Raw genomic sequence first — 22,027 nt, forward strand, 5'->3', positions numbered from 1 at the left:
ATGATCTGTAACAATTCCCGGTCCCGAACCGTATTCGGGAAGATGGGACCGAAACGGGACGAGATATGGCTGGATTTGGGAATAAGGGCCTTGTGCCCACGCGGCGCGCGGCGTTGACGCTGATCGGGGTGGGCGTCCTCGCGGCTGGCCGTATCACCTCGGCACTGGCGGCTGCAGACGACGAGGTCCTGACCGAAGCCAAGGTGCTGCGCGATCCCGACACGCCCGTCGCCGGCAATCCCAATGGCAACATCACGATCGTCGAATGGTCCGATTACAATTGCCCGTATTGCCGCAAGCTCGAGCCCGAGCTGCGCCAGGTGGTCCAGGATGACGGCAAGGTGCGGCTGGTGATGAAGGATTGGCCGATCCTCGGGCCCGTCTCGGTCACCGCGGCGCGGTCGGCTCTCGCAGCGAAATTTCAGGACAAGTACCACCAGGCCCACGACGCCATGATGGGCGTTAGCTCGCGCCTGACCGAGCCGCGCATCAACGAATTGCTGGCGGCGGCCGGCGTCGATATGGACCGCCTGAAACGCGATCTTGCCGGCCGTGGCAGCGACATCGATGCGCTCCTCAAGCGCAACAATGAGCAGGCCGAAGCCTTCGGCTTCCGCGGCACGCCGTCCTTCATCGTCGGCAAGTACCGCGTGCCCGGCGTGCTCAGCATGACCGAGTTCGAGCAGGTCATCGCCGATGCGCGCAAGGCCAAGATGAACTGAACGCGCAGCGTTGATCGCAGCCAACACAAAGGCGCCGCCGCGGATCCGCGACGGCGCCTCGTTCATTTCAGGCAGGCCGGCGTTACTTCTGGGAGATTCGGACCCAGTCCTTGTGCGCGCGATCGCGCAGCGCCTCCCAATCGGCCTTCGCGACATCCCAGTTCACGATGGTGCGATTGCTGGTCGCGACCTCACCGTTGGCGACCGACGATGTCCGCATGGAGTCATAGACATAGACGCTGCCGGCAAGAAGCAGCGCGCCCAAGATCATTCCGAAAAAAGTCCGCATGGCTAACCTCCGGTGACGGCCGATAACGTCGGCCCGGAGAGAATGGTTCCGCGGCCATGCGGCGCATGTTAGGAGAGGTCGTTCATCCCGCATTCAGCCACTGCAACAGCTCAGCGTTGATCTCGCGCGGATAGGTGTGGCTGAGGTCGTCGATCTCGCGATAGGTGACGTTCGCGCCGGCGGCCGCGAGCGCCGCCTGCGTCTGACGCGCGGTCTGCACGGGAAACATCCAGTCGAGCTTGCCGTGGGTGATGAAGATCGGCAACTGCCGCAGGCGCGTGGCGTCGGCCATCTCCGCCATCAGCGGATGGAAGGTTGCGGACACCGGCGCCAGATGGGTGAAGGGCGAGGCGCCGTCGAGCCCGCTCACATAACAGAAGGTGCCGCCGTCGCTCATGCCGGTCAGCAGCATGCGGGAGGCATCAACGGTCCAGCGGCTGCGCACGGTCTCGAGGATGCGCATGAGGTTGGGCGTATCGGCATCATCGCCCATCAGCGCCCAGGTCGGACCGGTCGCGGTCGGCGCCACCAGGATCGCGCCGAGGCTGCGGGCGTCGCGCAGCCAGCTCCACAGAAAGCCACGTCCGTTACCGCTGCCGCCATGCAGTGCCATCACCAGCGGCATGGCGCGATCGGGCGTGTAATATTCGGGCACATAGACCGAGAAGCCGCCGCGGCTGCCGGGTTCGTTGTGATCGTGGAGGATGCCGGTATCTTCGCTCGCGCCGGCTTCGAGTCGCGACAACAGGTCTGCATTGTCGCGATTGGCGGCGTTGAGGAAGAAGCTGCTCACCGGCGGAAACTGCGCCGCAAGAGGATAGAGCGCCTCTTGTGCACGCGGCAGATGGCGCAGCGCGCGGAACACCGCGACCAGATCGCCATTGCCGCGCTCGACCTCGCGAATGCCGGCAAAGGCGGCGAGTGCCTCGTCGCAGGCGCGATCGAGCCGCTCGCGCAGTCCGGCGAATTGCTCCGGCCAATCCCCAAGCGTCGCGCGCGCCGTCTGCAGCGCCCGGTCCGGTGTGCCAATCGCGTTCATCACCGAGGCAAAGGCCGGCGGGTGCAGATTCCGCTGGAAGTATCCAAGCGCTTCCAGCGCATTGAGCAGCGGCGGGAGCACGGCCACGATGTCGTCGATCACGGCCTCGCTCATTGCCAATTCCTTCGTGGATTCAATGCAGCTTCGGCGCCTTCAACAGCTTGAAGCGGTCGGTCGAGGTCACCGCGACGTCGAAAGTGACGCCTTCGTGGTGCACTGTGAGCGGCACGTCGACGCCGGCGGCGCCGAGCGCCCACATCTTCTTGTAGAAGGCGGTCTGGCTCGTCACCTTGTCGCCGTTGACGGCGAGAATGACGTCGCCGGTCTTGAGCTCGGCGCGGGCCGCCGGACCGTTGGTGGAGATCCCGATCACCACCACGCGGTTGTCGATCTCGGTCGAGAAGAGCCCGAGCCAGGGCCGCGCCGGCTTGTTGACGCGGCCGAACTTGCGCAGATCCTCCAGGATCGGCTTCAAGAGGTCGATCGGCACGATCATGTTGACGTGCTCGGCCTTGTCATCGCGCTCGCGTTCCAGCTGGAGCGAGCCGATGCCGATCAACTCGCCGCGCTCGTTGAGCATCGCGGTGCCGCCCCAATTCGGATGCGCGGGATAGGTGAAGATGGCCTCGTCGAGCAGATATTCCCAATAGCCGGCGAATTCCTGCTTGGCCACGATCTGGCTCGCGACCGAGCGCGTGCGACCGCCGGCGCCGCCGACCACGACGCGATCGCCGATCCGGGTGTCTGCCGAGTTGCCGAGCGGCAAGGGCTCGACGTCGAGATGGCCGAGCGCCTGCACCAGACCGAAGCCGGTGACGGAATCGAAGCCTAGCGCGTGCCCTTCGACCCCCCGCCCGTCCGCGAGGTGCAACCACACCGATTCCGCCTCGGTGATGAGATAGCCGATGGTAAGCACCAGCCCGTCGTCGATCACGACGCCGTTGCCGGCGCGTTCGGTGCCCAGCGTCTCGGCGCTGAAGGCGTCCGGCGGGATAATGGCGTGCAGGCCGACGATCGATGCGAGCGCCCGGTCGAGATCGAAACCGTAGTCGCTCGCACGTGGCTGATTGGCCGGCGGCACTCTCCATTCGGTCAGCGTGGACATGGAGTTCTCCTGGCTGAGAGCGTCGTTCCGCCGAGCTGGCGGAACGACGCGCGAAGCACGGATAATTTAAGCCGGGGGAGCCCGTCTTGAAAGCCTCGTTCCCAACTATTCGTGAGAACGCCGCGTGAAATCTTCGAAAGGCATCGGAACGCCCAACACACGGGCAGCAGGCGCCCCTCAATCCGGCATGCACCGCATGGCTGGTGTCCGGCGAGGTGCTAGGCGTCGCACGGTGAAGCTGCTAACCATTGCCGCTTCGTTTGACCAAGGGATCACGGATCGAAGCATGGATAACCGCAGCGACATCTGGCGTGGCGTCGACACGATCAAGACGCGTTTCATCGACCTCAGCGACAGGGTCTGGGGCATGCCCGAAGTGTGCTACACCGAGGCGCGGTCCGCCGCCGAGCATCTCGCCGAGCTGCGTCACCAGGGTTTCCGCATCACGGAGAAGGTCGCGGGCATTCCGACCGCGGTGATGGGAGAGTGGGGCGAGGGCGGTCCGGTCATCGCGTTCATGGGGGAATATGACGCGCTGCCTGGCCTCAGCCAGGAAGCGGGTGTCGCCGAGCATCGTCCGATCGAAGTCGGCGGACACGGCCATGGCTGCGGTCACAATCTGCTCGGTTCCGCCGCGCTGCTCGCCGCGACCGCAGTGAAGGATTGGCTCGCCGACAACAAGGTGCCCGGCCGCGTGCGCTATTACGGCTGCCCGGCTGAGGAAGGCGGCGCGGCAAAGGCCTTCATGGTGCGCTCCGGCGCGTTCGAGGACGCCGACATCGCCATCACCTGGCATCCGCACAGCTTCTGGGAGGTCGCGGTGACGCCGTCGCTCGCCAATACGCGCGCGGACTTCATCTTCACCGGCCGCACCTCGCATGCCGCGGCCTCGCCGCATCTCGGCCGTTCCGCGCTCGATGCGGTGGAATTGATGAATGTCGGCGTGAACTACATGCGCGAGCACATGCCGAGCGATGCTCGCGTGCATTATGCGCTGCTCGATACCGGCGGCATCGCCCCCAACGTGGTCCAGGCCCATGCGCGCGTGCGTTATTCGATCCGCGCCCGTGACCTGCCCGGCATGAACGAGCTGGTCGGGCGCGTGAGCAAGATCGCAGAGGGCGCGGCGCTGATGACGGAAACCAAGGTGGAGATGAAGATCATTTCCGCGGTCTCCAACATCCTGCCGAACGCGCCGCTGGAGCAGGCTCTGCACCGGGTCATGGAAGAGCTCGGACCGCCGCATTTCGACGATGCCGACAAGGGCTTTGCCGGCCAGATCCGTGCGACGCTGACCGACAAGGACATCGCGTCCGTCTACTACGCGATCGGCATGGAGCCGACCGATCGGCCGCTGGCCGACTTCCTGGTGCCGCTCGATGCCAAGCGCAATCCGCTTGTCGGCTCGACCGATGTCGGCGATGTCAGCTGGGTGGTGCCGACCGTTCAGGTTCACGCACCGACGGTTGCAATCGGCACGCCCTTCCATACCTGGCAGGTGGTCGCGCAAGGCAAGAGCCCGCACGCGCACAAGGCCATGGTGCAGGCGGCCAAGGCAATGGCCGGTCTCGGCATCAAGGCACTGACGGAACCGGAGCTGATCAAGGCGGCCAAGGCCGACCTCAAGAAGCGGACCGCCAAGACGCCATATGTCTGTCCGCTGCCGGATCACGTCGAGCCGCCGCTCACCATGTCCGTGGCGTAGAATTTCGCCTCGATACTTCGTCTGATCCGGCGAACAAATTTTCCGCAGTGCAGCGAGCAATCCAGCATGTTTTGATGGTGGATTGCCGAACGGATGGGCTGCGGAACACGATTTTGCCCAACGGACAGCCAGAAGACCGTTTGCATACACACGGTCCCAGTTGACGCGCCCCCCATTCGGTGTGCCATCTACTGCCAGCCAAATGGGCGGCCGCCTTTTCGCGGCCGTCTTCATCACGATGGGAAACCAGACGGGGACAACCATGCTGGATAAAGAACTGCGTTCGATGATCGGCCAGGTGAAGGACGGGCGAATGGATCGCCGCGCCTTCATCAAGCACATGGCGGCCGTCGGTCTCACCGCACCCCTGGCCAACCAGATCCTCGCGCTCGGTGGCGTCGCCATGGCCGAGAGCGCCTCGACCTACAAGCCGACCAAGCGTGGCGGCGGCGGTGCGCTGAAGCTGTTGTGGTGGCAGGGCCCGACCTTGCTCAATCCGCATTTCGCCACCGGCACCAAGGACCAGGACGGCTCGCGCCTGTTCTACGAACCGCTCGGCTGCTGGGACCCGGACGGCAACATGAAGCTGGTTCTGGCCAGCGAAATTCCCTCGATCCAGAACGGCCTGCTTGCCGCCGACGGCAAGTCGGTGACGTGGAAGCTGAAGCCCGGCGTGAAATGGCACGACGGCAAACCGTTCTCCGCCGACGACGTCGTATTTACCTGGCAGTATGCCAAGGACCCCGCGACCGCGGCGATCACCGTCGGTGTCTATCGCGACATCGTCGTCGAGAAAATCGACGATCTCACGGTCAAGATCACCTTCCCGAAGCCGACCCCGTTCTGGGCCGACGCTTTCGTCGGCGCCGGCGCGGGCCAGATCCTGCCGAAACATCTGTTCGCCGATTTCATCGGCTCCAAATCGCGCGAGGCTCCGACCAATCTCGCACCCGTAGGCACCGGTCCCTACAAGTTCGTCGAGTTCAAGCCGGGCGATCTCATCCGCGGCGTGATCAATCCCGACTATCACATGCCCAACCGCCCCTATTTCGACACGCTCGAGATGAAGGGCGGCGGTGACGCGGTCTCGGCCGCGCGTGCGGTGATTCAGACCGGTGAATACGATTTCGGCTGGAACATCCAGGTCGAGGACGACGTGCTGTTGCGCCTCGAGAAGGGCGGCAAGGGCAAGACCGTCTACGCCGTGGGCGGCGACACCGAGTTCATCGCGCTCAACTTCACCGACCCGAACGTCGAGGTCGACGGCGAGCGTTCGTCGATGAAGACCAAGCATCCGCTGTTCTCGGATCCCGTGGTACGCAAGGCGCTGTCCCTGCTGGTCGATCGCGAGTCCGTCAAGAAGGCGATCTACGGCCGGGCCGGCCGCACCACCGCGAACTTCCTCAACGGCCCCGAGAAGTTCGTGTCCAAGAACACGAGCTGGGAATTCAACATCGAGAAGGCCGCCAAGATGCTCGACGACGGCGGCTGGAAGCCCGGCGCCGACGGCATCCGCGAGAAGGACGGCAAGAAGCTCAAGCTTGTCTATCAGACCTCGATCAACGGCCCGCGCCAGAAAACCCAGGCCATCATCAAGCAGGCCTGTCAGAAGGCCGGCATCGACGTCGAGCTGAAGTCGGTTGTGGCCTCGGTGTTCTTCTCATCGGACGTCGCCAATCCCGACACCTATCCGAAGTTCTACGCCGACCTCGAGATGTTCCAGATCCCGCTCAGCCAGCCGGACCCGTCGCAGCACATGCGCCGCTATGTCTCGACGGCGGTCGCGACCAAGGAGAACAAGTGGCAAGGCACGAACTTCCCACGCTGGGTCAACAAGGATTATGACGCCGTGATCAACGCGGCCGACATGGAAATGGATCCGGTCAAGCGCGCGGCGCTCTACATCAAGGCCAACGACCTGATGTGGGAAGACACCGTGTTCATCCCCGTGATGCATCGTCTGAAGGTCGAGGCGGCCGCGAACAATCTGCGTCCGGTGATCTCGGGCTGGGCCAACGAAACCGACAATCTGTTCGACTGGTACCGCGAGGAATGATCCCCCAGCGCTAGACGGGGCCTTCCCTCATGAGTCAGTACATCCTGCGTCGTCTGCTGATCGCGATTCCGAGCCTGCTCGGAATCTCGGTCGTACTGTTCGTCGTGCTCGCGCTCGCCCCCGGCGATCCATTCTCGGAGCTGGCGACCAACCCGAACGTGCCGCCCGAGGTGCAGGCCGCGCTTCGGGCCAAGTTCGGCCTCGACGATCCGATCCACCTCCGCTACCTGCACTGGCTCAACGCCATGCTGCACGGCGACTGGGGCTTCTCCTTCGTCAGCCGGATGGACGTCGACAAGCTGATTCTGCAGCGCCTGCCCGCAACGCTCTACGTGATCGGCTCGGCGCAGATCCTGGCGTTGCTGATCGCGATACCCGTCGGCGTCTATGCCGCGACCCGGCCTTATTCGCTGTTCGACCAGATCGCCAACACGCTCGCCTTCGTCGGCTTCTCGCTGCCGACCTTCTTCACCGGCATCCTGTTCATCCTGATCTTCTCGGTCACGCTGGACTGGCTGCCGTTCGTCTACACCACCGACATCAAGGCCACCGGCGTCCGCTGGGTGCTGGAGATGATCCGTCAGGCGATCATGCCGGTGGCGGTGCTCGGCCTGTTCCAGGCGGCGTCGATGACGCGTTTCGTGCGCTCAGCGATGCTGGACGTGATCCGGCTCGACTACGTCACCACGGCGCGCGCCAAGGGGCTCGGGCAGGCCAAGGTCATCGTCAAGCACGTGATGCGCAACGCCATGATCCCGGTGGTGACGCTGATCGCGTTGCAGATGCCCGCGGTGTTCGGCGGCGCCATCGTCACCGAGCAGATCTTCCGCATTCCCGGCATCGGCTCGCTGCTGATCTCCTCGATCCTGTCCAACGACACGCCTGTCGTGATGGCCGTGACGTTCGTCTTCGCGTGCCTCGTCGTGCTGTTCAATCTCATCGCGGACGTTCTTTATGGCTGGCTTGACCCTCGCATCTCCTTCCGCTGAGCGGCGTGTTTACTCGCCCTGGCGCGAGACGTGGCGGCGCTATAGCCGGCACAGGCTCGCGGGCGTCAGCGCCTTTCTGCTCCTCGTTCTGGTGCTCGCCGTCGTGGTCGGGCCCTTCGTCTGGCGCATCAAGATCAACGACATCGACATCGTCGCCGGGCTGCAGGGCCCCTCGCTGGCCCATCCGTTCGGGACCGACGATCTCGGCCAGGACATTCTGGCGCGCATGATCTATGGCGGCCGCATCTCGCTCGCGGTCGGCCTCGCCGCGATGCTGGTCTCGGTCTTCATCGGCACGCTGATCGGCGCGCTCGCCGGCATGTCGCGCGGCGCGCTCGGGCACGCCCTGATGTGGCTCACCGACCTGTTCCTGTCGCTGCCGCAGCTGCCGCTGCTGCTGCTGCTGATCTATCTCTTCCGCGACGGGCTGAAGCAGGTGTTCGGCCCCGAAGGCGGCATCTTCATCCTGATCGTGCTCGTAATCGGTGGCCTGCGCTGGATGCCGGTGGCGCGGCTCGTGCGCGCGCAGTTCCTGTCGATCCGCGAGAAGGAGTTCGTCGAGGCTGCCCGCGCGCTCGGCGCCGGCCCGGTGCGGCAGGTGGTGCGTCATATCCTGCCCAATGCGGTCGGTCCGGTGATCATCGCCGGCACCATCGACGTCGCCGCTGCCATCATCGCGGAATCGACGCTGTCCTTCCTCGGCCTCGGCTTCCCGCCGGATACCCCGACCTGGGGCCGGCTGCTGTACGACGCCAAGGATTTTCTCGACATTGGTCCGCACTGGGCGCTGTTTCCGGGCGGTGCGATCTTCATCGCGGTGGTGGCCATCAACTTCATCGGCGACGGTCTGCGTGACGCGCTCGATGCGCGACGGGTGATCTGATGGCGCCGCTGCTCGAGATCAAGGGACTGAAGACCCACTTCTCCACCGACGACGGCATCCTCCAGGCCGTCGACGGTGTCGACATCTCCATCAACAAGGGCGAAACGCTCTGCGTCGTCGGCGAATCCGGCTGCGGCAAGACCGTGACCGCGATGTCGATCCTGAAGCTGATCGCGATGCCGCCGGGGCGCATCGCGGCTGGCCAGATCATCTTCGAGGGCCGCGATCTGGTGCCGCTGACCAGCAACCAGCTCGACGAGATCCGCGCCAAGGAGATCGGCTTCATCTTCCAGGAGCCGATGACCTCCCTCAACCCGGTGCTCACCATCGGCGAGCAGATCGCCGAGAGCCTGCGCCGGCACGAAGCCGTGACGAAGAAGCAGGCGCTCGAGCGCACCATCGAGATGCTGAAGCTGGTGCAGATCCCGAACGCCGAAGGCCGCGTGCACAACTACCCGCACCAGTTCTCCGGCGGCATGCGCCAGCGCGTGATGATCGCGATGGCGCTCGCCTGCAAGCCGAAACTGATCATTGCCGACGAGCCCACCACGGCGCTCGACGTCACCATCCAGGCCCAGATCCTCGACCTGCTCCAGGACATGAAGGACCGCTTCGGCATGGCGGTGATGCTGATCACCCATGCCATGGGCGTGGTCGCCGAAACCGCCCAGCGCGTCGTCGTGATGTATGCCGGCAAGGTGGTGGAGGAGGCGCTGGTCGACGACCTGTTCGGCGATCCCCGTCATCCCTATACGCAAGGGCTGATCCGCTCGATCCCGCGCATCGACCTCGACAGCGAGCACAAGACGCGGCTGGAGGCGATCGGCGGCTCGGGGCCGATCCTGATCAATCCGCCAGTCGGCTGCCGTTTTGCGCCGCGCTGCAAGTTCGCCATGAATGTCTGCACCGAGAAGGAGCCGCTGCTGCGCGAGATCGCACCCGGTCACCGCATGGCCTGTCACCTCGGCGATCCGAACCTGGGAGCCGCGTCATGAGCGAGCCCTTGCTCCGCGTCAGCGGCCTGAAGAAACATTTCCCCGTGCTCGGCGGCCTGCTGTCGCGCCAGGTCGGCACCGTCTATGCGGTCGATGGCGTGTCGTTCTCGGTCAACCGCGGCGAGACGCTCGGTCTTGTCGGCGAATCCGGCTGCGGCAAGTCGACCACGGGGCGCTGCGTGCTGCGCCTGATCGAGCCGACCGACGGCGAGGTCACCTTCGACGGCCAGGACGTGCGCAAGCTCAGCGGCAACGATCTGCGCGCGATGCGGCGGAACATGCAGCTGGTGTTCCAGGACCCGTTCGCCTCGCTCAATCCGCGCATGACGGTCGGTACGATCCTCGGCGAGGCCTTCACCATCCACAATCTCGCGAGCTCCGCCAAGGAGCGCGAGGAGCGCGTCGCCGGCTTGCTGGTCAAGGTCGGGCTTAAGGCCGAGCACATGCGGCGCTATCCGCATGAATTCTCCGGCGGCCAGCGCCAGCGCATCGTGATCGCGCGAGCGCTCGCGGTCGAGCCGAAGCTGATTGTCTGCGACGAACCGGTCTCCGCGCTCGACGTGTCGATCCAGGCCCAGGTCATCAATCTACTGGAGGATCTCCAGGCCGAGCTGAACCTGACGTATCTCTTCGTCGCACACGACCTCTCGGTGGTCGAGCACATCTCCGACCGCGTCGCGGTGATGTATCTCGGCCGCATCGTCGAGCTCGCCAAGGCCAGCGACCTCTACCGCAATCCGCAGCACCCCTACACCAGGGCGCTGCTCTCTGCGGTGCCGGTGCCCGATCCCAAGCTCAAACGCGAGCGCATCCGCCTCAAGGGCGACGTGCCGAGCCCGATGAAGCCGCCAGCGGGCTGTCACTTCCACACCCGCTGCCCGATCGCCCAGCCGCGCTGCGCGGAGAGCGCGCCCGTGCTGAAGGAGGGGGCGGGCGGTCACTTCGTGGCGTGCCACCTGGCCTGACGAGACGCGAAAACGCGGATTCAGTCGAGCGGCACGCCGTGCTCCGACAGGGCCTGTCTGAAAGCCTCCACGGACGTGTGGTGATGCGCGAACAGGCCCGCCTGTCGCGCTCCAGCGACATTGGCCGCGAGATCATCGACGAACAGGACGGTCTGCGGCCTCACATCGAGCTCCGACAGGCAGAGGCGATAGCAGTCCGGGTCCGGCTTGGCCGTCTTGAATTGGGCCGAGGCGTAGATCCGGGAGCCGAACAGCGGACGCAGCTCCGGCAACAACGTGTCGATGTGGTCGGCGACTAGCGTGGTGTTGTTGGTCAGGACGGCAACATCGACGGTCTTGCGCAAGCTGCGGGCAATCTCCAGCATCGCGTGATCCGCCCTCATGGAGCGGCGCCGCGCCTCCACCCACTCCGCGAGCGAGAGAGGATAGCCGATTCGTTCGCCAAAGCCTCGCAGATAGTCGGCGGCCTCGAGCGCACCGGAATCGCCGAGCAGCTCGAATCCGCTGTCCCAGATCGCCTCGTGCACGGCGTCGCTTGTCGCTCCCGCGATCTCCGCCAGGTAGGCGACGCGCGTCGCCCTGTCATAGGCGCAGAGGACATTGTCCATGTCGAACAGGACGAGCTTGATTGCGTCGGTCACGGCGGCACTCGCGGATCGGCCGGAGATCGGCCCCGATCAGCGTCATATCCCGCCTGGAGGCGGGCGACAAATCCGGGGTGGTGCCGGGTGGCCGCGGTGCGCCCGCCGTCTCAGCCCTCCAGCGTAAAGCCGACGCGCAAGGTTACCTGATAGTGGCGCACGGTGCCGTTCTCGATGTGACCGCGCGTCTGCACCACCTCGAACCATTTCATCTCGCGAACGGTCTTGGCGGCGCGGCTGATCGCATTCTTGATCGCGTCCTCGATCGAGGTCTCGGATGATCCGACGAGGTCCAGGATCTTGTAGACGTGATCGCTCTCGGGTGCGGGCATGGGTCTTCCCCTGTTTCGATTTGCGGCCGACGAACGCGTTTCGCGGAACGTGCATGCGAGTGCGCCTGGCGTTGACTCTGAACGGGCATGGCCGCCTCAGGTTCCTTGCCCTGTGATGGGCCGCATGCGCCAGCCGAGGTGGAGCGGGCCGCACTTGCCTGCTAAGCGCTGGTCATGGATTCGGCGCGACGCGACAGGACGATCGGCTCTCTCTGCCTCTGCGTGACGGCCGTCGGCTGGGCGTTGAATTGGCCGCTGATGAAGCTGCTGCTCCAGCAATGGCCGCCTTTGTTCGCGCGCGGGCTTGCGGGCGTTTGCGCCTCGCTCATCCTCGGGACTCTGGCGCTGAGCCGAAAGGAGTCGTTCGCCGTTCCGCGCGAGGCCATCCCGCGGCTGCTGTTTGCCGCCTTCACAAACGTCTTGGCCTGGATGGGGCTCGGCACGGTCGCGATGAAATATGTGACGGTGAGCGAGGGCGCTCTGCTCGCCCACACCATGCCGATCTGGGCGATGCTGTTCGCCTGGCCGCTGCTACAGACGTGGCCGACCCTGCGGGATATAATCGGGCTCGTCCTCGGTGTTGCCGGCGTCACGCTGCTCCTGAGCGGCAACGGCTTCGCGTTCGGCGCCGACAAGCTGCTGGGCATTGTGCTGGCGCTGCTCTGCGCCATCCTGTTCGCGCTCGGCAACGTGCTGAACCGCAAGCCGCTGCCGATGCCGCCGCTGGTCGTCGTCGCTTGGCAGGTCGGGCTCGGTTGCGCCACGATGCTGGTCCTCGGTGTGCTGTTCGAGCGTCCCGACATCACCGCAATCACCCCGCTGGGGCTCGGCTGCTTCGCTTATATGACCCTGGTGCCGATGGGCGTCTGCTACGTCACCTGGTTCGAGACGCTGCGTCGTCTGCCACCGACCACGGCCTCGACCGGCATGCTGATCGTGCCCGTGATCGGCGTGGTCTCCGCCGCCATCATTCTGGGCGAGCCGCTGGGCTATCGCGAATGGACCGCGATGGCGCTCACGCTCGGCGGCGTGACGCTGGCCTTGCAGCGGGGATGAGGCGCGAAGGCGCGCCCCTACGGATCCAGCTCCGTATCCCAGTACAGATAGTCCAGCCAGCTGTCGTGCAGATAGTTCGGCGGGAACAGGCGTCCGTTGCGGTGGAGCTGGTGCACGGTCGGCGCGAATGCGCTCTGGCGCGGAAACATCTTGGCTTGCGCCGGCGTCAGATTGCCCTTGCGTAAGTTACACGGCGAGCACGCCGCGACCACGTTCTCCCAGGTGGTCTGGCCGCCTTTGCTGCGCGGGATGATGTGGTCGAAGGTGAGGTCTTCGGGCGAGCCGCAATATTGGCAGGGGAAACGATCGCGCAGGAAGACGTTGAACCGGGTGAAGGCGGGATGCGTCGTTGGTTTGACGAAGGATTTGAGCGAGACGACGCTCGGCAGCTGCATTTGCAGCGTGGGACTGTGAACCGCCTGATCGTAGTGAGCGACGATGTTGACGCGGTCGAGGAACACCGCCTTGATCGCGTCCTGCCACGACCAGAGAGACAGCGGGTAGTAACTCAGCGGCCGGAAGTCCGCATTCAGCACCAACACCGGCCAACTGCCTTGCGAGACATGTGCGTTCAAGTAACGCTCCCGGCCTCCAATATACGCTGCGAAGCAGCACGTACTGACATACTACATGCAGCGTGACGGGATTGTGAAGCCCGTTGAGCGACTTATTCAGGCGCAAGCAATGCGGCGGCGGGGTGGCAAAAGCACTCAAAATGCCGCGATCTCGCCGCTGGCCTCGCGGCGGCGCGGAACCCCCTTCGGCGCGGATGCCTTGCCGCGGCGGCTACTCCCGTACCCGCTCCAGCTTCTGCAAGCAGCGACTCGCGCGCACGACGGGCGGCATCTCCTCGTCCGGAAAGCTCGTCTCCCAGTTGGTGACGCCGACCTCGCCGACATAGATATCGCCCTTCGAGTCCAGCGCGATGCCATGCGGCGCCAGGAATTTTCCGCTGCCAACGCCCGGCCCCTCCTCGCCGCCGAGCCGCGCGATGCGATTTCCCCTGGCGTCCACGATCGACAGCCGCGGGCCGAGATTGGGCACCTTGCGGTTGATGGCAAGGCCGGGGCCGAGCTCGCCGACCACGAAGGTCGGGTTCTTGGGCCCGCCGCAGCAGCACAGCGCGCAGGGGCGGTGCAGGTTGTTCCACTGCGTCTCGTATCTGCCCTCGCCGTCGAACACTTGGATGCGATGGTTCTCGCGGTCGGCGACATAGACCCAGCCGTCGGCATCGGTGGCGATATTGTGCACGATGTTGAACTGGCCGGGATCGGTGCCCGGCTCGCCCCAGCTCTTGATCAGCTTGCCGTCGGGCGTGAACTTGTGCACGCGCGCATTGCCATAGCCGTCGGAGACGTAGATCTCGCCCTTCGGCGACAGCGCGGTGTGGGTGCAGCGATGGAACGGCTCGCCGCTCATGAAGGGGGGCGGCTTCTCGGGGATCCCGATCGTCAGCAGCACCTTGCCGTCGGTGGTGCATTTGCGCACGGTGTGGTCGCCATCGTCGGTGCAATAGAGATTGTCGTCGGCGTCGATGTGCAGGCCGTGCGCGCGCGAGAATAGGCCTTCGCCAAAACTGCGCAGGAAATTGCCCTCGCGGTCCAGCACCACCATCGGATGGGCGCCGCGGTTGAAGACATAGACGCGGTCCTTGCTGTCGACCGCGACCGAGGCGACATCGGTGAGCTGCCAGCCGTCCGGCAGCTTCGCGAAATTGTCCACGACGCGGTAGCGGTGCTCGCCGCTGCCGAGAATGGCCGGCATTGGTCTCTCCTCTCGTCAATCCGGGGCTCGCGCTTCGCGCGCCCTGGAATGACGGCTGTAGCTAAATTCGTACCAAAATCCCTTCCTCGATCGCCTTGATCTGCAGCGCGAGATATTTCGAGTTGATCCGGCATTGCGCAAGGCTGCCGGCGATGAACCAGAGGCCGGGCTGCTTCGTGCGCACATACATGTTGCGGAGCTCGTGGCCGTCGCCAAAGCCCCAGATCGGGCCGACGCGGTCGGCGACGGCATCGCCGAACAGCTTCCGCACCAGGTATTCCTGCGGCTTGTAGCCGGTCGAGAGCACGATGAGATCGGCTGGGGTGATCGTGCCGTCCTTCATCCGCGCACCTTCGGCCGTGAAACTTTCGATGTCGGCGAACTGCCTGAGCCTGATCTTGCCCTCGACGATCAGGTTGGAGCAGCCGACATTGAAGTAATAGCCGCCGCCGCGGGTGAGGTACTTGAATTGCCAGCCGGTGCCGGCCTCGCCGAAGTCGAGCTTGAAGCCGATGCGGGCGAGCCCGTCGAGTAGCTCCTTGTCGAGCTCCTTGGACCGCTCCGTCAGCATCACATGAGTCTTCTTCGCGAGCGGCGTCGGCATCGAGGCCGCGATCAGGTCGTTGTCCTCGAGCGTGCCTTCATTGTAGGTGGCATAAGCCAGCTGCGCCGACGGCTCGATATTGGTGACGAGCGTGGGCGAGCGCTGCACCAGCGTCACCTCGGCGCCGCTGGAATAGAGATCCTGCGCGATATCATGACCGCTGTTGCCGGTGCCGATCACGATCGCGTGCTTGCCGGTCCAGTTCTCGCCGTCCTCGTAGCGGCTGGAATGCAGCAGCGTCCCCCGGAAATTGTTGAGGGTCGGAATGTCGGGCACGTTGGCAATGCCGCTGACGCCGGTGGCCATGATCACATGGCGCGGATGCATGGTCCGCTTGCTGCCGTCGGCGCGCCGCAGCGTCACCGTCCAGCGTCCTTTCGCCTCGTCATAGGCGCCGCCCTCGAACTCGGTGCCGGTCCAGAAGTTCAGCTCCATCGCATCGACGTAAGCCTCGAACCAGTTGGCGAGCTTGTCCTTGGGGATGTAGGTCGGCCAGCTCGGCGGAAACGGCATATAGGGCAGGTGATTGACCTGCACCTGGTTATGCAAGGTCAGCGCGTGATAGCGCTTGCGCCAATTGTCGCCGATCCGCATCTCGCGATCGACGATCAGCGCGTCGACCTGCAACTGCTTCAGCCGCGCCGCGATCGCGAGCCCGGCCTGACCGCCGCCGACCACTAGCACGGCCGGGTCGCGATCGGCATAGTCGCGCGAGGCGTTGCGCTGATCGAGCCAGTTCGGCCCGCGGAAATCGCGCGAATAGGCCTGGCCGCGCGGGCGTGAGGTGCCGAGCTGCTCCTCGAAGCCCTTCAATTCGTCGAGCGCGGTGAGCAGCGTCCACGCCTTCAGACGGTCGCCGTCAGCGGAATCAGGAACGAGCCGGACGATGCCGCTGCCGCGCCCGATCGCAGTTTCGAAATTGAAGATCGCCTCAATGCTGCTGGTGCCGGCGCGCGTCACCCAGCGCGGCGGCGCGCGGTTGGGAGCAATCTCGAATTTGGCTGGTGTCGCCTTGGGCGCGAGTGCGGCCAATGCTTGCGCAATCGCCTCGCGGCCGGCGAGCGTTTGCAGGTTCCAGCTCAGCGCCAGCACGTCGCGCCAAAAGCTGTCGGCGACGAAGAGGGCGGCCAGCGTGGTGGGATCGCTCTTGCCCAGAATGCGCTCGAACGCGTCGAGCCAGCCTTGCGCGGCGACGGAAATATCCTTCGTCCTGTCCAGCATGTGCGACCTCGTGGCCGTCTTCGCGGCGTTTCCTCTGGTCGAAGCTATATGGTTTCGCAGGTCGCCAAAAGCCGATGACCCGAGCAATGCCGGCATATGGCCCTGCTCGGACGGTATATGCCGGCGATGCTTCAGGGCGGGTCCGGGCGGCTAAGGCCCAGCCGCCCTGTGCTCGGCCCAGTAGGGTTCGCGCAGCTTGCGCTTGAAGATCTTTCCGGTCGCCTCACGGGGCAGTGCGTCCAGGAACTGGATCTCCTTCGGCACCTTGAAATTGGCCAGCCGGTCGCGCAGCCAGGCTTGCACCGCACTGGCGGAGAGCTGCGCGCTGGTGTCGAGTTCGATGCAGGCGCACAGCCGCTCGCCATATTCCGCGTCCGGGATGCCGAACACGGCGCAGTCGCGCACGCCGGGCATTGCGATCAGAACGTTCTCGATCTCGGCGGGATAGATGTTGACGCCGCCCGAGATCACCATGTCGCGCTTGCGGTCGCACAAGAAAAGATAGCCGTCCTCGTCGAGATAGCCGACGTCGCCGACGCTGACGAGGCCGTCGCGCCCCGCCTCGGCGCGGGCCTGCGCCTTGCCGTGATAATCGAAATCGGGCACCGCGGTCTGGCGCATGTAGATCTCGCCGACCTCACCAGCGCCGCAGAGGCTGCCGTCATCGCGAAAGATCTTGACGATGCCGCCTTCGATGGCGCGGCCCACCGTGCCAGGCTTCTTCAGCGCCTCCTCGGCCGAGTGCCAGACCGGAATTCCGGTCTCGGTCGAGCCGAAATACTCGTTGATGACAGGTCCCCACCACGCGATCATGGCCCGCTTGACCTCGGGCGGGCAGGGTGCGGCGCCATGCACGACGAAGCGCAGCGACGACAGGTCGTAACGTTGCCTGACAGCCTGCGGCAGACGGAGCAGGCGCACGAACATGGTCGGCACCATGTGGATATGCGTCACACGGTGGCGTGCGATCAGCGCCAGCAGCTCCTCCGCATCGAAGCGCGGTTGGAGAACGATGGTGCAGCCGTTGCGGAACGCCATCATGCCATAGGAGTGCGGCGCCGAGTGATACATCGGCCCGTTGATCAGCACGACCTGGCCCTCGCGCGGCTTGATGCCGTAGGCGATCGCGCCGACGCGTTCGGAGGCGGCGGCCTGTTCCGGCTGCATCGGCATGCGCCGTACGCCTTTCGGCATGCCTGTTGTCCCCGAGGTGTAGATCATCGCAGCGGCCCGGCGCGGCGGCTCCTGCGTTTCGGTGTGGCTGTCGCGCCAGCGATCCCAATCAACCAGTCCCGCGGGAACCCCGGTCAGCTCGGGCGCAATCGCGAAGGTCGGCGCCAGCTCGGGCGGCGTTGCGACGACGAGCAGGCGGACATCCCCGGGCAGCCCGCTGCGAATTTGCGGCAACAGATCGGCGTGGCAGACCAGGATCTTCGCGCCGCTGTCGGTCAGGATGTAGCGGACCTCCTCGGCCTTCAGGTGCCAGTTGATCGGCACCACGGGGCTGCCCAGCGCGGCCGAGGCCGCGACCACCTCGAACAAGGCGAAATCGTTGCGCAGCATCATGGCGACTGGCGCGCCTTCGGCAAGGCCGAGGGCGCGGAGCCCGCTCGCCGCGCGCTTGATGCGCGCCTGGATCTCGTTATAGCCGATCCGGCGTTCGCCGCTGATGATCATGGTTCGTCCTTGTTCCGCTCGAGGCTAGCGATCGTCCAGCACGTCGCCGAAGCCGACCCAGCTCTTGCCGTTGAAGCGCCGGAGCTGAAGTTGCTGGAACGGCAGATAATCGTCGGGGCCGGTGCTGACGGACATGCCCGGCAGCAGCAGCGGCAGCTTGACGTCCTTCAGCGAGGCGGCCTGACGCATGATGTTGTCGCGGCTGAAATCATCCTTGCACGCCTTCAGAACTGTCATCAGTAGCGTCGCGTAGTGGTAGCCCGCCGCGTAGTTGGAGTTGGAGAGGTCGGCGTTCGGCATGTATTGCTTCATGAACGCGAAATACTCCTTCACGCCGGGATCGCCGGCCCATTGCGGGTCCATCGTGTCCTTCTGGTTGCTCGACGAGATCAGGCCGACGGCGTTGTCGAGCCCCGCCGGCTCGAGAAACGAGATCGACGAGGCCGAGGTCGGCACGAAGAACAGCTCGGGCTTCCAGCCGATCTCGGCCACGCCCTTGATCATCTGCGAGGTGAACTTGCCGAGCACGACGCCGAACAGCACGTCCGCGCCCGACGCCTTCAGGGTCGAGAGCTGTGAGCTGATCGTCGGCGCGCTGGTCTCGTAGGTCGCCTCCGCCACGATCATGCCGGCAGCCTTGGCGCCGAGCGCGCGCTTGAAGCCCGCGACATAGTCGCGGCCGAAATCGTCGTTCTGAGACAGGATGGCGATCTTCGCGTCGGGCTTGGTCCGCAGCACGTGCTTGGCATAGACCACGCCCTCGGATTCATAGGCGGCCATGCCGGGCATGGTCCACGGATATTTCTGCGGATCGGCCCATTTGGTCGCGCCCGAGAGCACGAACAGTTGCGGCACCTTCTTGCTGTTCAGATAGCGCTGCACGGCGCTGTTGGTGGCGGTGCCGAGCGAGCCGAACATCATCAGCACCTCATCCTGCTCGACGAGCTTGCGGGTCTGCTCGACCGTCTTCGGCGGCGAGTAGGCATCGTCCAGCGTGATGAACTTGACCTTGCGGCCGTTGATGCCGCCCTCGGCATTGATCTTTTCGAAGAAGGCTTCCTGCGTCCGGCCGATCGCGCCAAAGCCGGAGGCCGGACCGCTATAGGGCAGGGTCTGTCCGATCCGGATCTCGTCCGTGCCTTCGGCATGGGCGCCGCCGCCGGCGAACGCCAGCAGGGACAGGCCGATCAATGCGGCTGCCAGCTTCATGATGTCCTCCCGTGTTCTTTCTATCAGTCTCAGCCGTCAGGCACTGGCGCGCATCAGGAATTCCTGCCGGGCCTGGTCGAATTCACGCTTCATGCGGCCGACGAGCTCGGCGACCGGAGGGGCGTCGGTGATCTGGCCGATGCCCTGGCCCGATCCCCAGATGTCGCGCCACGCTTTCGATTTCATGTTGCCGCCGGAGCCGAAATTCATCTTCGATTTGTCGGCGACCGGGAGATTGTCGGGGTCCAGGCCTGCCGCGGCGATCGAGGGGCCGAGATAGTTGCCGTGCACGCCGGTGAACAGGTTGGTGTAGACGATGTCGTGCGCGGCGTGCTGGGTCAGCGCGGACTTGTAGGCGTCGTCGGCATTGGCTTCCTGCGTCGCGATGAAGCGCGTGCCCATATAGGCGAGGTCGGCGCCCAGCGTCAGCGCCGAGGCGATGCCAAAGCCGTCGCTGATCGCACCCGACAGCAGAATGGCGCCGTCGAACCATTGCTTGACCTCGCGCACCAGGGCGAAGGGCGACAGTGTGCCGGCGTGTCCGCCTGCGCCGGCGCAGACCAGGATCAGGCCGTCGACCCCCTGCTCGGCGGCCTTGCGCGCATGCTTGACGTTGATGACGTCGTGGAACCCCAGCCCGCCATAGGAATGCGCGGCCTCGACGATCTCCGACGGCGGCCGCAGCGAGGTGATGATGATAGGCGCCTTGTGCTTCACGCAGGTCTCCATGTCCTTCATCAGCCGGTCATTGGAGGCATGGCAGATCTGGTTGACGGCGTAGGGCGCGACCTTCTTGCCGGGATTGAGCGATTTGTATTCGCCGAGCTCGTCCTCGATGCGGCTCAGCCACTCGTCCAGCTTCTCGACGGGACGGGCATTGAGCGCGGGAAAGGAGCCCACGACGCCCGCCTTGCACTGGGCGATCACCAGCTCCGGCCCGGAGACGATGAAGAGGGGCGAGCCGACCACGGGCAGCTTGAGCGAATCTTTCAAGAGAGTGGGCAGCGCCATCATGTCCTCCTGAAACGCGGCTCCGCCGGCGGGCGGGTGACGGGGCGGTTCCTGTTGATTGTTGCGCGGGCGGATTACCGCCCGTGTTGCACATTTGATCCCACTATAAGGTTGGACGGCGCGCCCGGACCGTTCAATAATGAACGGACGGCTATTCAGGTATGAACGGAGCTGCTGATGGACTGGGACCTTTGCAAGACCTTCGTCGCGGTCGCCGATACCGGCAGCTTCACCGCCGCTGCGCGCCGCCTGCACACCAGCCATCCCACGGTCAGCCGCAAGATCGCGGCGCTGGAAGCCCAGCTCGGCACCCGATTGGTGGCGCGTGCCACCGACGGCTTGGCGCTGACCGCGGATGGGAGGACATTGCGCGAGCACGCCGAGGCCATGGCGGCGGCGGCGCTGCGGGCTGAGACCGCGGTGGCGGCGAAAGGGCACAAGGCTCGCGGCATCGTCAAGCTGTCGATCGGCGCGACACTGGCCTCGCATTGGCTGATGCCGTGTCTGCCCACCTTCCTGCGGGCGCACGATCATATCCAGCTCGAGATCATCACCCACCCGTTTCCGGCGAGCGTGCGCCGGCGCGAGGCCGACGTGGTGCTGCGGCCCTTCGACAGCGGCGAGGAAAACCTGGTCGGCCGCAAGATCGGCCGTCTCGGTACGGGGTTCTATGCCTCGCGCGATTATGCCGCCGGACGGTCCTTGCCTGAACGGCGCGGCGAGTGGAAGGAGCACAGCGTCATCGGCTTTGCCGACCAGACCTCCAATGCGCAGCTTGCGCGCTGGAGCGACGTCGTCACGCGGCAGGCCAGGGTGGTGATGCGCTGCTCGTCGCAGGGCGACATGCTGGCGGCGGTCCGCGCCGGGATCGGCATCTCCGCGCTCTCGTGCTTCGTCGCCGAAGCCTATTCCGATCTGGTGCGCGTCGCCCCGCAGAAGCTCGCCAGCGTCGCGGATCTCTGGCTGCTGGCCCATCCCGACCTCGTCGAACTCCCGGCGGTGCGCGCCGTGGTCGACTTCGTCGCCGAATGCGCCCGGGCCGACCGCGCCAGGCTGCGGGGCTAGCCTGATCCCGCGAGCACGCCCTCGCGCTTCTTCACCGCGCGATAATAGCTCCACCACAAATGTGCCGCCGCGCCGCGCAGCGGACGCCAGGGTTCGGCGAGCGGCGCCATCTGCTTCTCCGTGGGCCGCGCCTTGAGGCCGAGGCCGATCCTGATGCCCTCCTGCACGGCGAGATCGCCGGCCGGCCAGGCGTCGCCATGGCCAAGGCAAAATAGCAGATAGACGTCCGCGGTCCACGGGCCGATGCCGGGCAGTGCGATCAGCGTGTGGTGCGCGGCGTCGGCATCCTCCTCCGCGAGCACGTCGAGGTTCAGCCGCTCTGCGCCGATCTCGCGGGCGAGATGCTTCAGGGTCTTGATCTTGGCGGCCGAGAGTCCGAGCCCCCCCAGCCGGTCGGTGCGGGCGCGGCGCACCGCGTCGTGGTCGAACGGATCGAACGCCGCCGACAACCGTCCCCAGATCGCCGATGCGCTCGCGGTCGACAGCTGCTGCCCGCAGACGATGTGCGCAAGCCCGGTAAAGCCCGGCTCACGCCGCCGCAACGCCGGCATGCCCGCGATCTCGAGCACCGGCTTCAGGCGCGGGGCGCGCTTGACCAGCGCGTGGACCGCCTCTTCGAGGTCGGACTGGGTTTCGAGGTGAATGGTCATGATGTTCCAGACTCGTCGTGCGCGGGCTTGACCCGCGCATCCATCTCCT

General features: G+C 65.4%; 21 protein-coding genes. 9 read left to right on the forward strand and 12 right to left on the reverse strand.

Going from position 1 to position 22,027, the window contains the following annotated elements:
- The first annotated feature begins 65 nt into the window (after positions 1-65).
- The gene (locus X268_RS01580) at positions 66-722 is read left to right on the forward strand and encodes a DsbA family protein (protein ID WP_128923304.1); all 657 of its coding nucleotides are present in this window, start codon (positions 66-68) and stop codon (positions 720-722) included.
- A gap of 82 nt (positions 723-804) precedes the next feature.
- Here the strand turns inward: X268_RS01580 and X268_RS01585 are convergent, their stop codons facing one another.
- The 3 genes from X268_RS01585 to X268_RS01595 form a co-directional block, all read right to left on the reverse strand.
- Positions 805-1,011 carry a hypothetical protein gene (locus X268_RS01585; RefSeq protein ID WP_128923305.1) on the reverse strand — a complete coding sequence of 69 codons (207 nt, stop codon included), beginning with the start codon at positions 1,009-1,011 and terminating at the stop codon, positions 805-807.
- An 82-nt stretch (positions 1,012-1,093) separates the two neighbouring features.
- A complete protein-coding gene (locus tag X268_RS01590; RefSeq protein WP_128923306.1) occupies positions 1,094-2,164 on the reverse strand; it encodes an alpha/beta hydrolase in 1,071 nt (356 codons plus the stop codon).
- Positions 2,165-2,183: 19 nt separating this feature from the next.
- On the reverse strand, positions 2,184-3,155 hold the full coding sequence (locus X268_RS01595; protein ID WP_128923307.1) for a S1C family serine protease: 972 nt from the start codon (positions 3,153-3,155) through the stop codon (positions 2,184-2,186).
- Between the two features lie 286 nt (positions 3,156-3,441).
- On the opposite strand from X268_RS01595, the gene X268_RS01600 reads away from it, so the two are divergent.
- The 6 genes from X268_RS01600 (at position 3,442) to X268_RS01625 (ending at position 10,748) form a co-directional block, all read left to right on the forward strand.
- A complete protein-coding gene (locus X268_RS01600) occupies positions 3,442-4,860 on the forward strand; it encodes a M20 family metallopeptidase (protein ID WP_164937472.1) in 1,419 nt (472 codons plus the stop codon).
- 262 nt (positions 4,861-5,122) lie between these two features.
- On the forward strand, positions 5,123-6,916 hold the full coding sequence (locus X268_RS01605; RefSeq protein WP_128923308.1) for a peptide ABC transporter substrate-binding protein: 1,794 nt from the start codon (positions 5,123-5,125) through the stop codon (positions 6,914-6,916).
- Between the two features lie 29 nt (positions 6,917-6,945).
- Positions 6,946-7,905: an ABC transporter permease gene (locus tag X268_RS01610; RefSeq protein ID WP_128923309.1), complete on the forward strand. Its 960-nt coding sequence runs from the start codon at positions 6,946-6,948 to the stop codon at positions 7,903-7,905.
- On the forward strand, positions 7,871-8,788 hold the full coding sequence (locus X268_RS01615; RefSeq protein WP_128923310.1) for an ABC transporter permease: 918 nt from the start codon (positions 7,871-7,873) through the stop codon (positions 8,786-8,788). Before X268_RS01610 ends, X268_RS01615 begins: the two co-directional genes overlap by 35 nt.
- Positions 8,788-9,783 (forward strand): ABC transporter ATP-binding protein, encoded by a 996-nt coding sequence (locus tag X268_RS01620; RefSeq protein ID WP_128923311.1) that lies wholly within the window; start codon positions 8,788-8,790, stop codon positions 9,781-9,783. The genes X268_RS01615 and X268_RS01620 overlap by 1 nt, the downstream gene beginning before the upstream one ends.
- A complete protein-coding gene (locus X268_RS01625) occupies positions 9,780-10,748 on the forward strand; it encodes an ABC transporter ATP-binding protein (RefSeq protein ID WP_128923312.1) in 969 nt (322 codons plus the stop codon). The genes X268_RS01620 and X268_RS01625 overlap by 4 nt, the downstream gene beginning before the upstream one ends.
- 20 nt (positions 10,749-10,768) lie before the next feature.
- Here X268_RS01625 and X268_RS01630 read toward each other — a convergent pair whose 3' ends face one another.
- Positions 10,769-11,416 carry an HAD-IA family hydrolase gene (locus X268_RS01630; protein WP_128923313.1) on the reverse strand — a complete coding sequence of 216 codons (648 nt, stop codon included), beginning with the start codon at positions 11,414-11,416 and terminating at the stop codon, positions 10,769-10,771.
- Between the two features lie 83 nt (positions 11,417-11,499).
- Complete coding sequence (locus tag X268_RS01635) at positions 11,500-11,721, reverse strand: dodecin (protein WP_128923314.1); 222 nt, start codon at positions 11,719-11,721, stop codon at positions 11,500-11,502.
- A 174-nt stretch (positions 11,722-11,895) separates the two neighbouring features.
- Here X268_RS01635 and X268_RS01640 point away from each other — a divergent pair, with 174 nt between their 5' ends.
- A complete protein-coding gene (locus X268_RS01640; protein ID WP_128923315.1) occupies positions 11,896-12,777 on the forward strand; it encodes a DMT family transporter in 882 nt (293 codons plus the stop codon).
- A gap of 17 nt (positions 12,778-12,794) precedes the next feature.
- On the opposite strand, the gene X268_RS01645 is transcribed toward X268_RS01640, so the two are convergent.
- From X268_RS01645 to X268_RS01670, 6 genes are all read right to left on the reverse strand, one after another.
- Positions 12,795-13,352: an HNH endonuclease gene (locus tag X268_RS01645; RefSeq protein WP_128923316.1), complete on the reverse strand. Its 558-nt coding sequence runs from the start codon at positions 13,350-13,352 to the stop codon at positions 12,795-12,797.
- Positions 13,353-13,563: 211 nt separating this feature from the next.
- On the reverse strand, positions 13,564-14,541 hold the full coding sequence (locus tag X268_RS01650) for a peptidyl-alpha-hydroxyglycine alpha-amidating lyase family protein (RefSeq protein WP_128923317.1): 978 nt from the start codon (positions 14,539-14,541) through the stop codon (positions 13,564-13,566).
- Between the two features lie 61 nt (positions 14,542-14,602).
- Complete coding sequence (locus X268_RS01655; protein WP_128923318.1) at positions 14,603-16,366, reverse strand: flavin-containing monooxygenase; 1,764 nt, start codon at positions 16,364-16,366, stop codon at positions 14,603-14,605.
- Between the two features lie 150 nt (positions 16,367-16,516).
- On the reverse strand, positions 16,517-18,043 hold the full coding sequence (locus X268_RS01660; RefSeq protein WP_128923319.1) for an acyl-CoA synthetase: 1,527 nt from the start codon (positions 18,041-18,043) through the stop codon (positions 16,517-16,519).
- A 24-nt stretch (positions 18,044-18,067) separates the two neighbouring features.
- The gene (locus X268_RS01665; protein ID WP_128923320.1) at positions 18,068-19,252 is read right to left on the reverse strand and encodes an ABC transporter substrate-binding protein; all 1,185 of its coding nucleotides are present in this window, start codon (positions 19,250-19,252) and stop codon (positions 18,068-18,070) included.
- Between the two features lie 36 nt (positions 19,253-19,288).
- The gene (locus tag X268_RS01670) at positions 19,289-20,263 is read right to left on the reverse strand and encodes an NAD(P)H-dependent flavin oxidoreductase (protein WP_128923321.1); all 975 of its coding nucleotides are present in this window, start codon (positions 20,261-20,263) and stop codon (positions 19,289-19,291) included.
- Between the two features lie 177 nt (positions 20,264-20,440).
- Between X268_RS01670 and X268_RS01675 the strand changes: the two genes are divergently transcribed.
- Entirely contained in the window at positions 20,441-21,328 is an 888-nt protein-coding gene (locus X268_RS01675) for a LysR family transcriptional regulator (protein WP_128923322.1), read from the forward strand.
- Here the strand turns inward: X268_RS01675 and X268_RS01680 are convergent.
- The gene (locus tag X268_RS01680) at positions 21,325-21,978 is read right to left on the reverse strand and encodes a DNA-3-methyladenine glycosylase family protein (protein WP_128923323.1); all 654 of its coding nucleotides are present in this window, start codon (positions 21,976-21,978) and stop codon (positions 21,325-21,327) included. The genes X268_RS01675 and X268_RS01680 overlap by 4 nt on opposite strands.
- Positions 21,979-22,027 lie beyond the last annotated feature (49 nt).

The organism is Bradyrhizobium guangxiense, assembly GCF_004114915.1.
Classification (GTDB): domain Bacteria; phylum Pseudomonadota; class Alphaproteobacteria; order Rhizobiales; family Xanthobacteraceae; genus Bradyrhizobium; species Bradyrhizobium guangxiense.

Coding starts and splice junctions, on each gene's coding strand:
- X268_RS01580 (WP_128923304.1), top strand. CDS start 66: ATGGCTGGATTTGGGAATAAGGGCCTTGTGCCCACGCGGCGCGCGGCG.
- X268_RS01585 (WP_128923305.1), bottom strand. CDS start 1,011: ATGCGGACTTTTTTCGGAATGATCTTGGGCGCGCTGCTTCTTGCCGGC.
- X268_RS01590 (WP_128923306.1), bottom strand. CDS start 2,164: ATGAGCGAGGCCGTGATCGACGACATCGTGGCCGTGCTCCCGCCGCTG.
- X268_RS01595 (WP_128923307.1), bottom strand. CDS start 3,155: ATGTCCACGCTGACCGAATGGAGAGTGCCGCCGGCCAATCAGCCACGT.
- X268_RS01600 (WP_164937472.1), top strand. CDS start 3,442: ATGGATAACCGCAGCGACATCTGGCGTGGCGTCGACACGATCAAGACG.
- X268_RS01605 (WP_128923308.1), top strand. CDS start 5,123: ATGCTGGATAAAGAACTGCGTTCGATGATCGGCCAGGTGAAGGACGGG.
- X268_RS01610 (WP_128923309.1), top strand. CDS start 6,946: ATGAGTCAGTACATCCTGCGTCGTCTGCTGATCGCGATTCCGAGCCTG.
- X268_RS01615 (WP_128923310.1), top strand. CDS start 7,871: ATGGCTGGCTTGACCCTCGCATCTCCTTCCGCTGAGCGGCGTGTTTAC.
- X268_RS01620 (WP_128923311.1), top strand. CDS start 8,788: ATGGCGCCGCTGCTCGAGATCAAGGGACTGAAGACCCACTTCTCCACC.
- X268_RS01625 (WP_128923312.1), top strand. CDS start 9,780: ATGAGCGAGCCCTTGCTCCGCGTCAGCGGCCTGAAGAAACATTTCCCC.
- X268_RS01635 (WP_128923314.1), bottom strand. CDS start 11,721: ATGCCCGCACCCGAGAGCGATCACGTCTACAAGATCCTGGACCTCGTC.
- X268_RS01640 (WP_128923315.1), top strand. CDS start 11,896: ATGGATTCGGCGCGACGCGACAGGACGATCGGCTCTCTCTGCCTCTGC.
- X268_RS01650 (WP_128923317.1), bottom strand. CDS start 14,541: ATGCCGGCCATTCTCGGCAGCGGCGAGCACCGCTACCGCGTCGTGGAC.
- X268_RS01655 (WP_128923318.1), bottom strand. CDS start 16,366: ATGCTGGACAGGACGAAGGATATTTCCGTCGCCGCGCAAGGCTGGCTC.
- X268_RS01660 (WP_128923319.1), bottom strand. CDS start 18,043: ATGATCATCAGCGGCGAACGCCGGATCGGCTATAACGAGATCCAGGCG.
- X268_RS01665 (WP_128923320.1), bottom strand. CDS start 19,252: ATGAAGCTGGCAGCCGCATTGATCGGCCTGTCCCTGCTGGCGTTCGCC.
- X268_RS01670 (WP_128923321.1), bottom strand. CDS start 20,263: ATGGCGCTGCCCACTCTCTTGAAAGATTCGCTCAAGCTGCCCGTGGTC.
- X268_RS01675 (WP_128923322.1), top strand. CDS start 20,441: ATGGACTGGGACCTTTGCAAGACCTTCGTCGCGGTCGCCGATACCGGC.
- X268_RS01680 (WP_128923323.1), bottom strand. CDS start 21,978: ATGACCATTCACCTCGAAACCCAGTCCGACCTCGAAGAGGCGGTCCAC.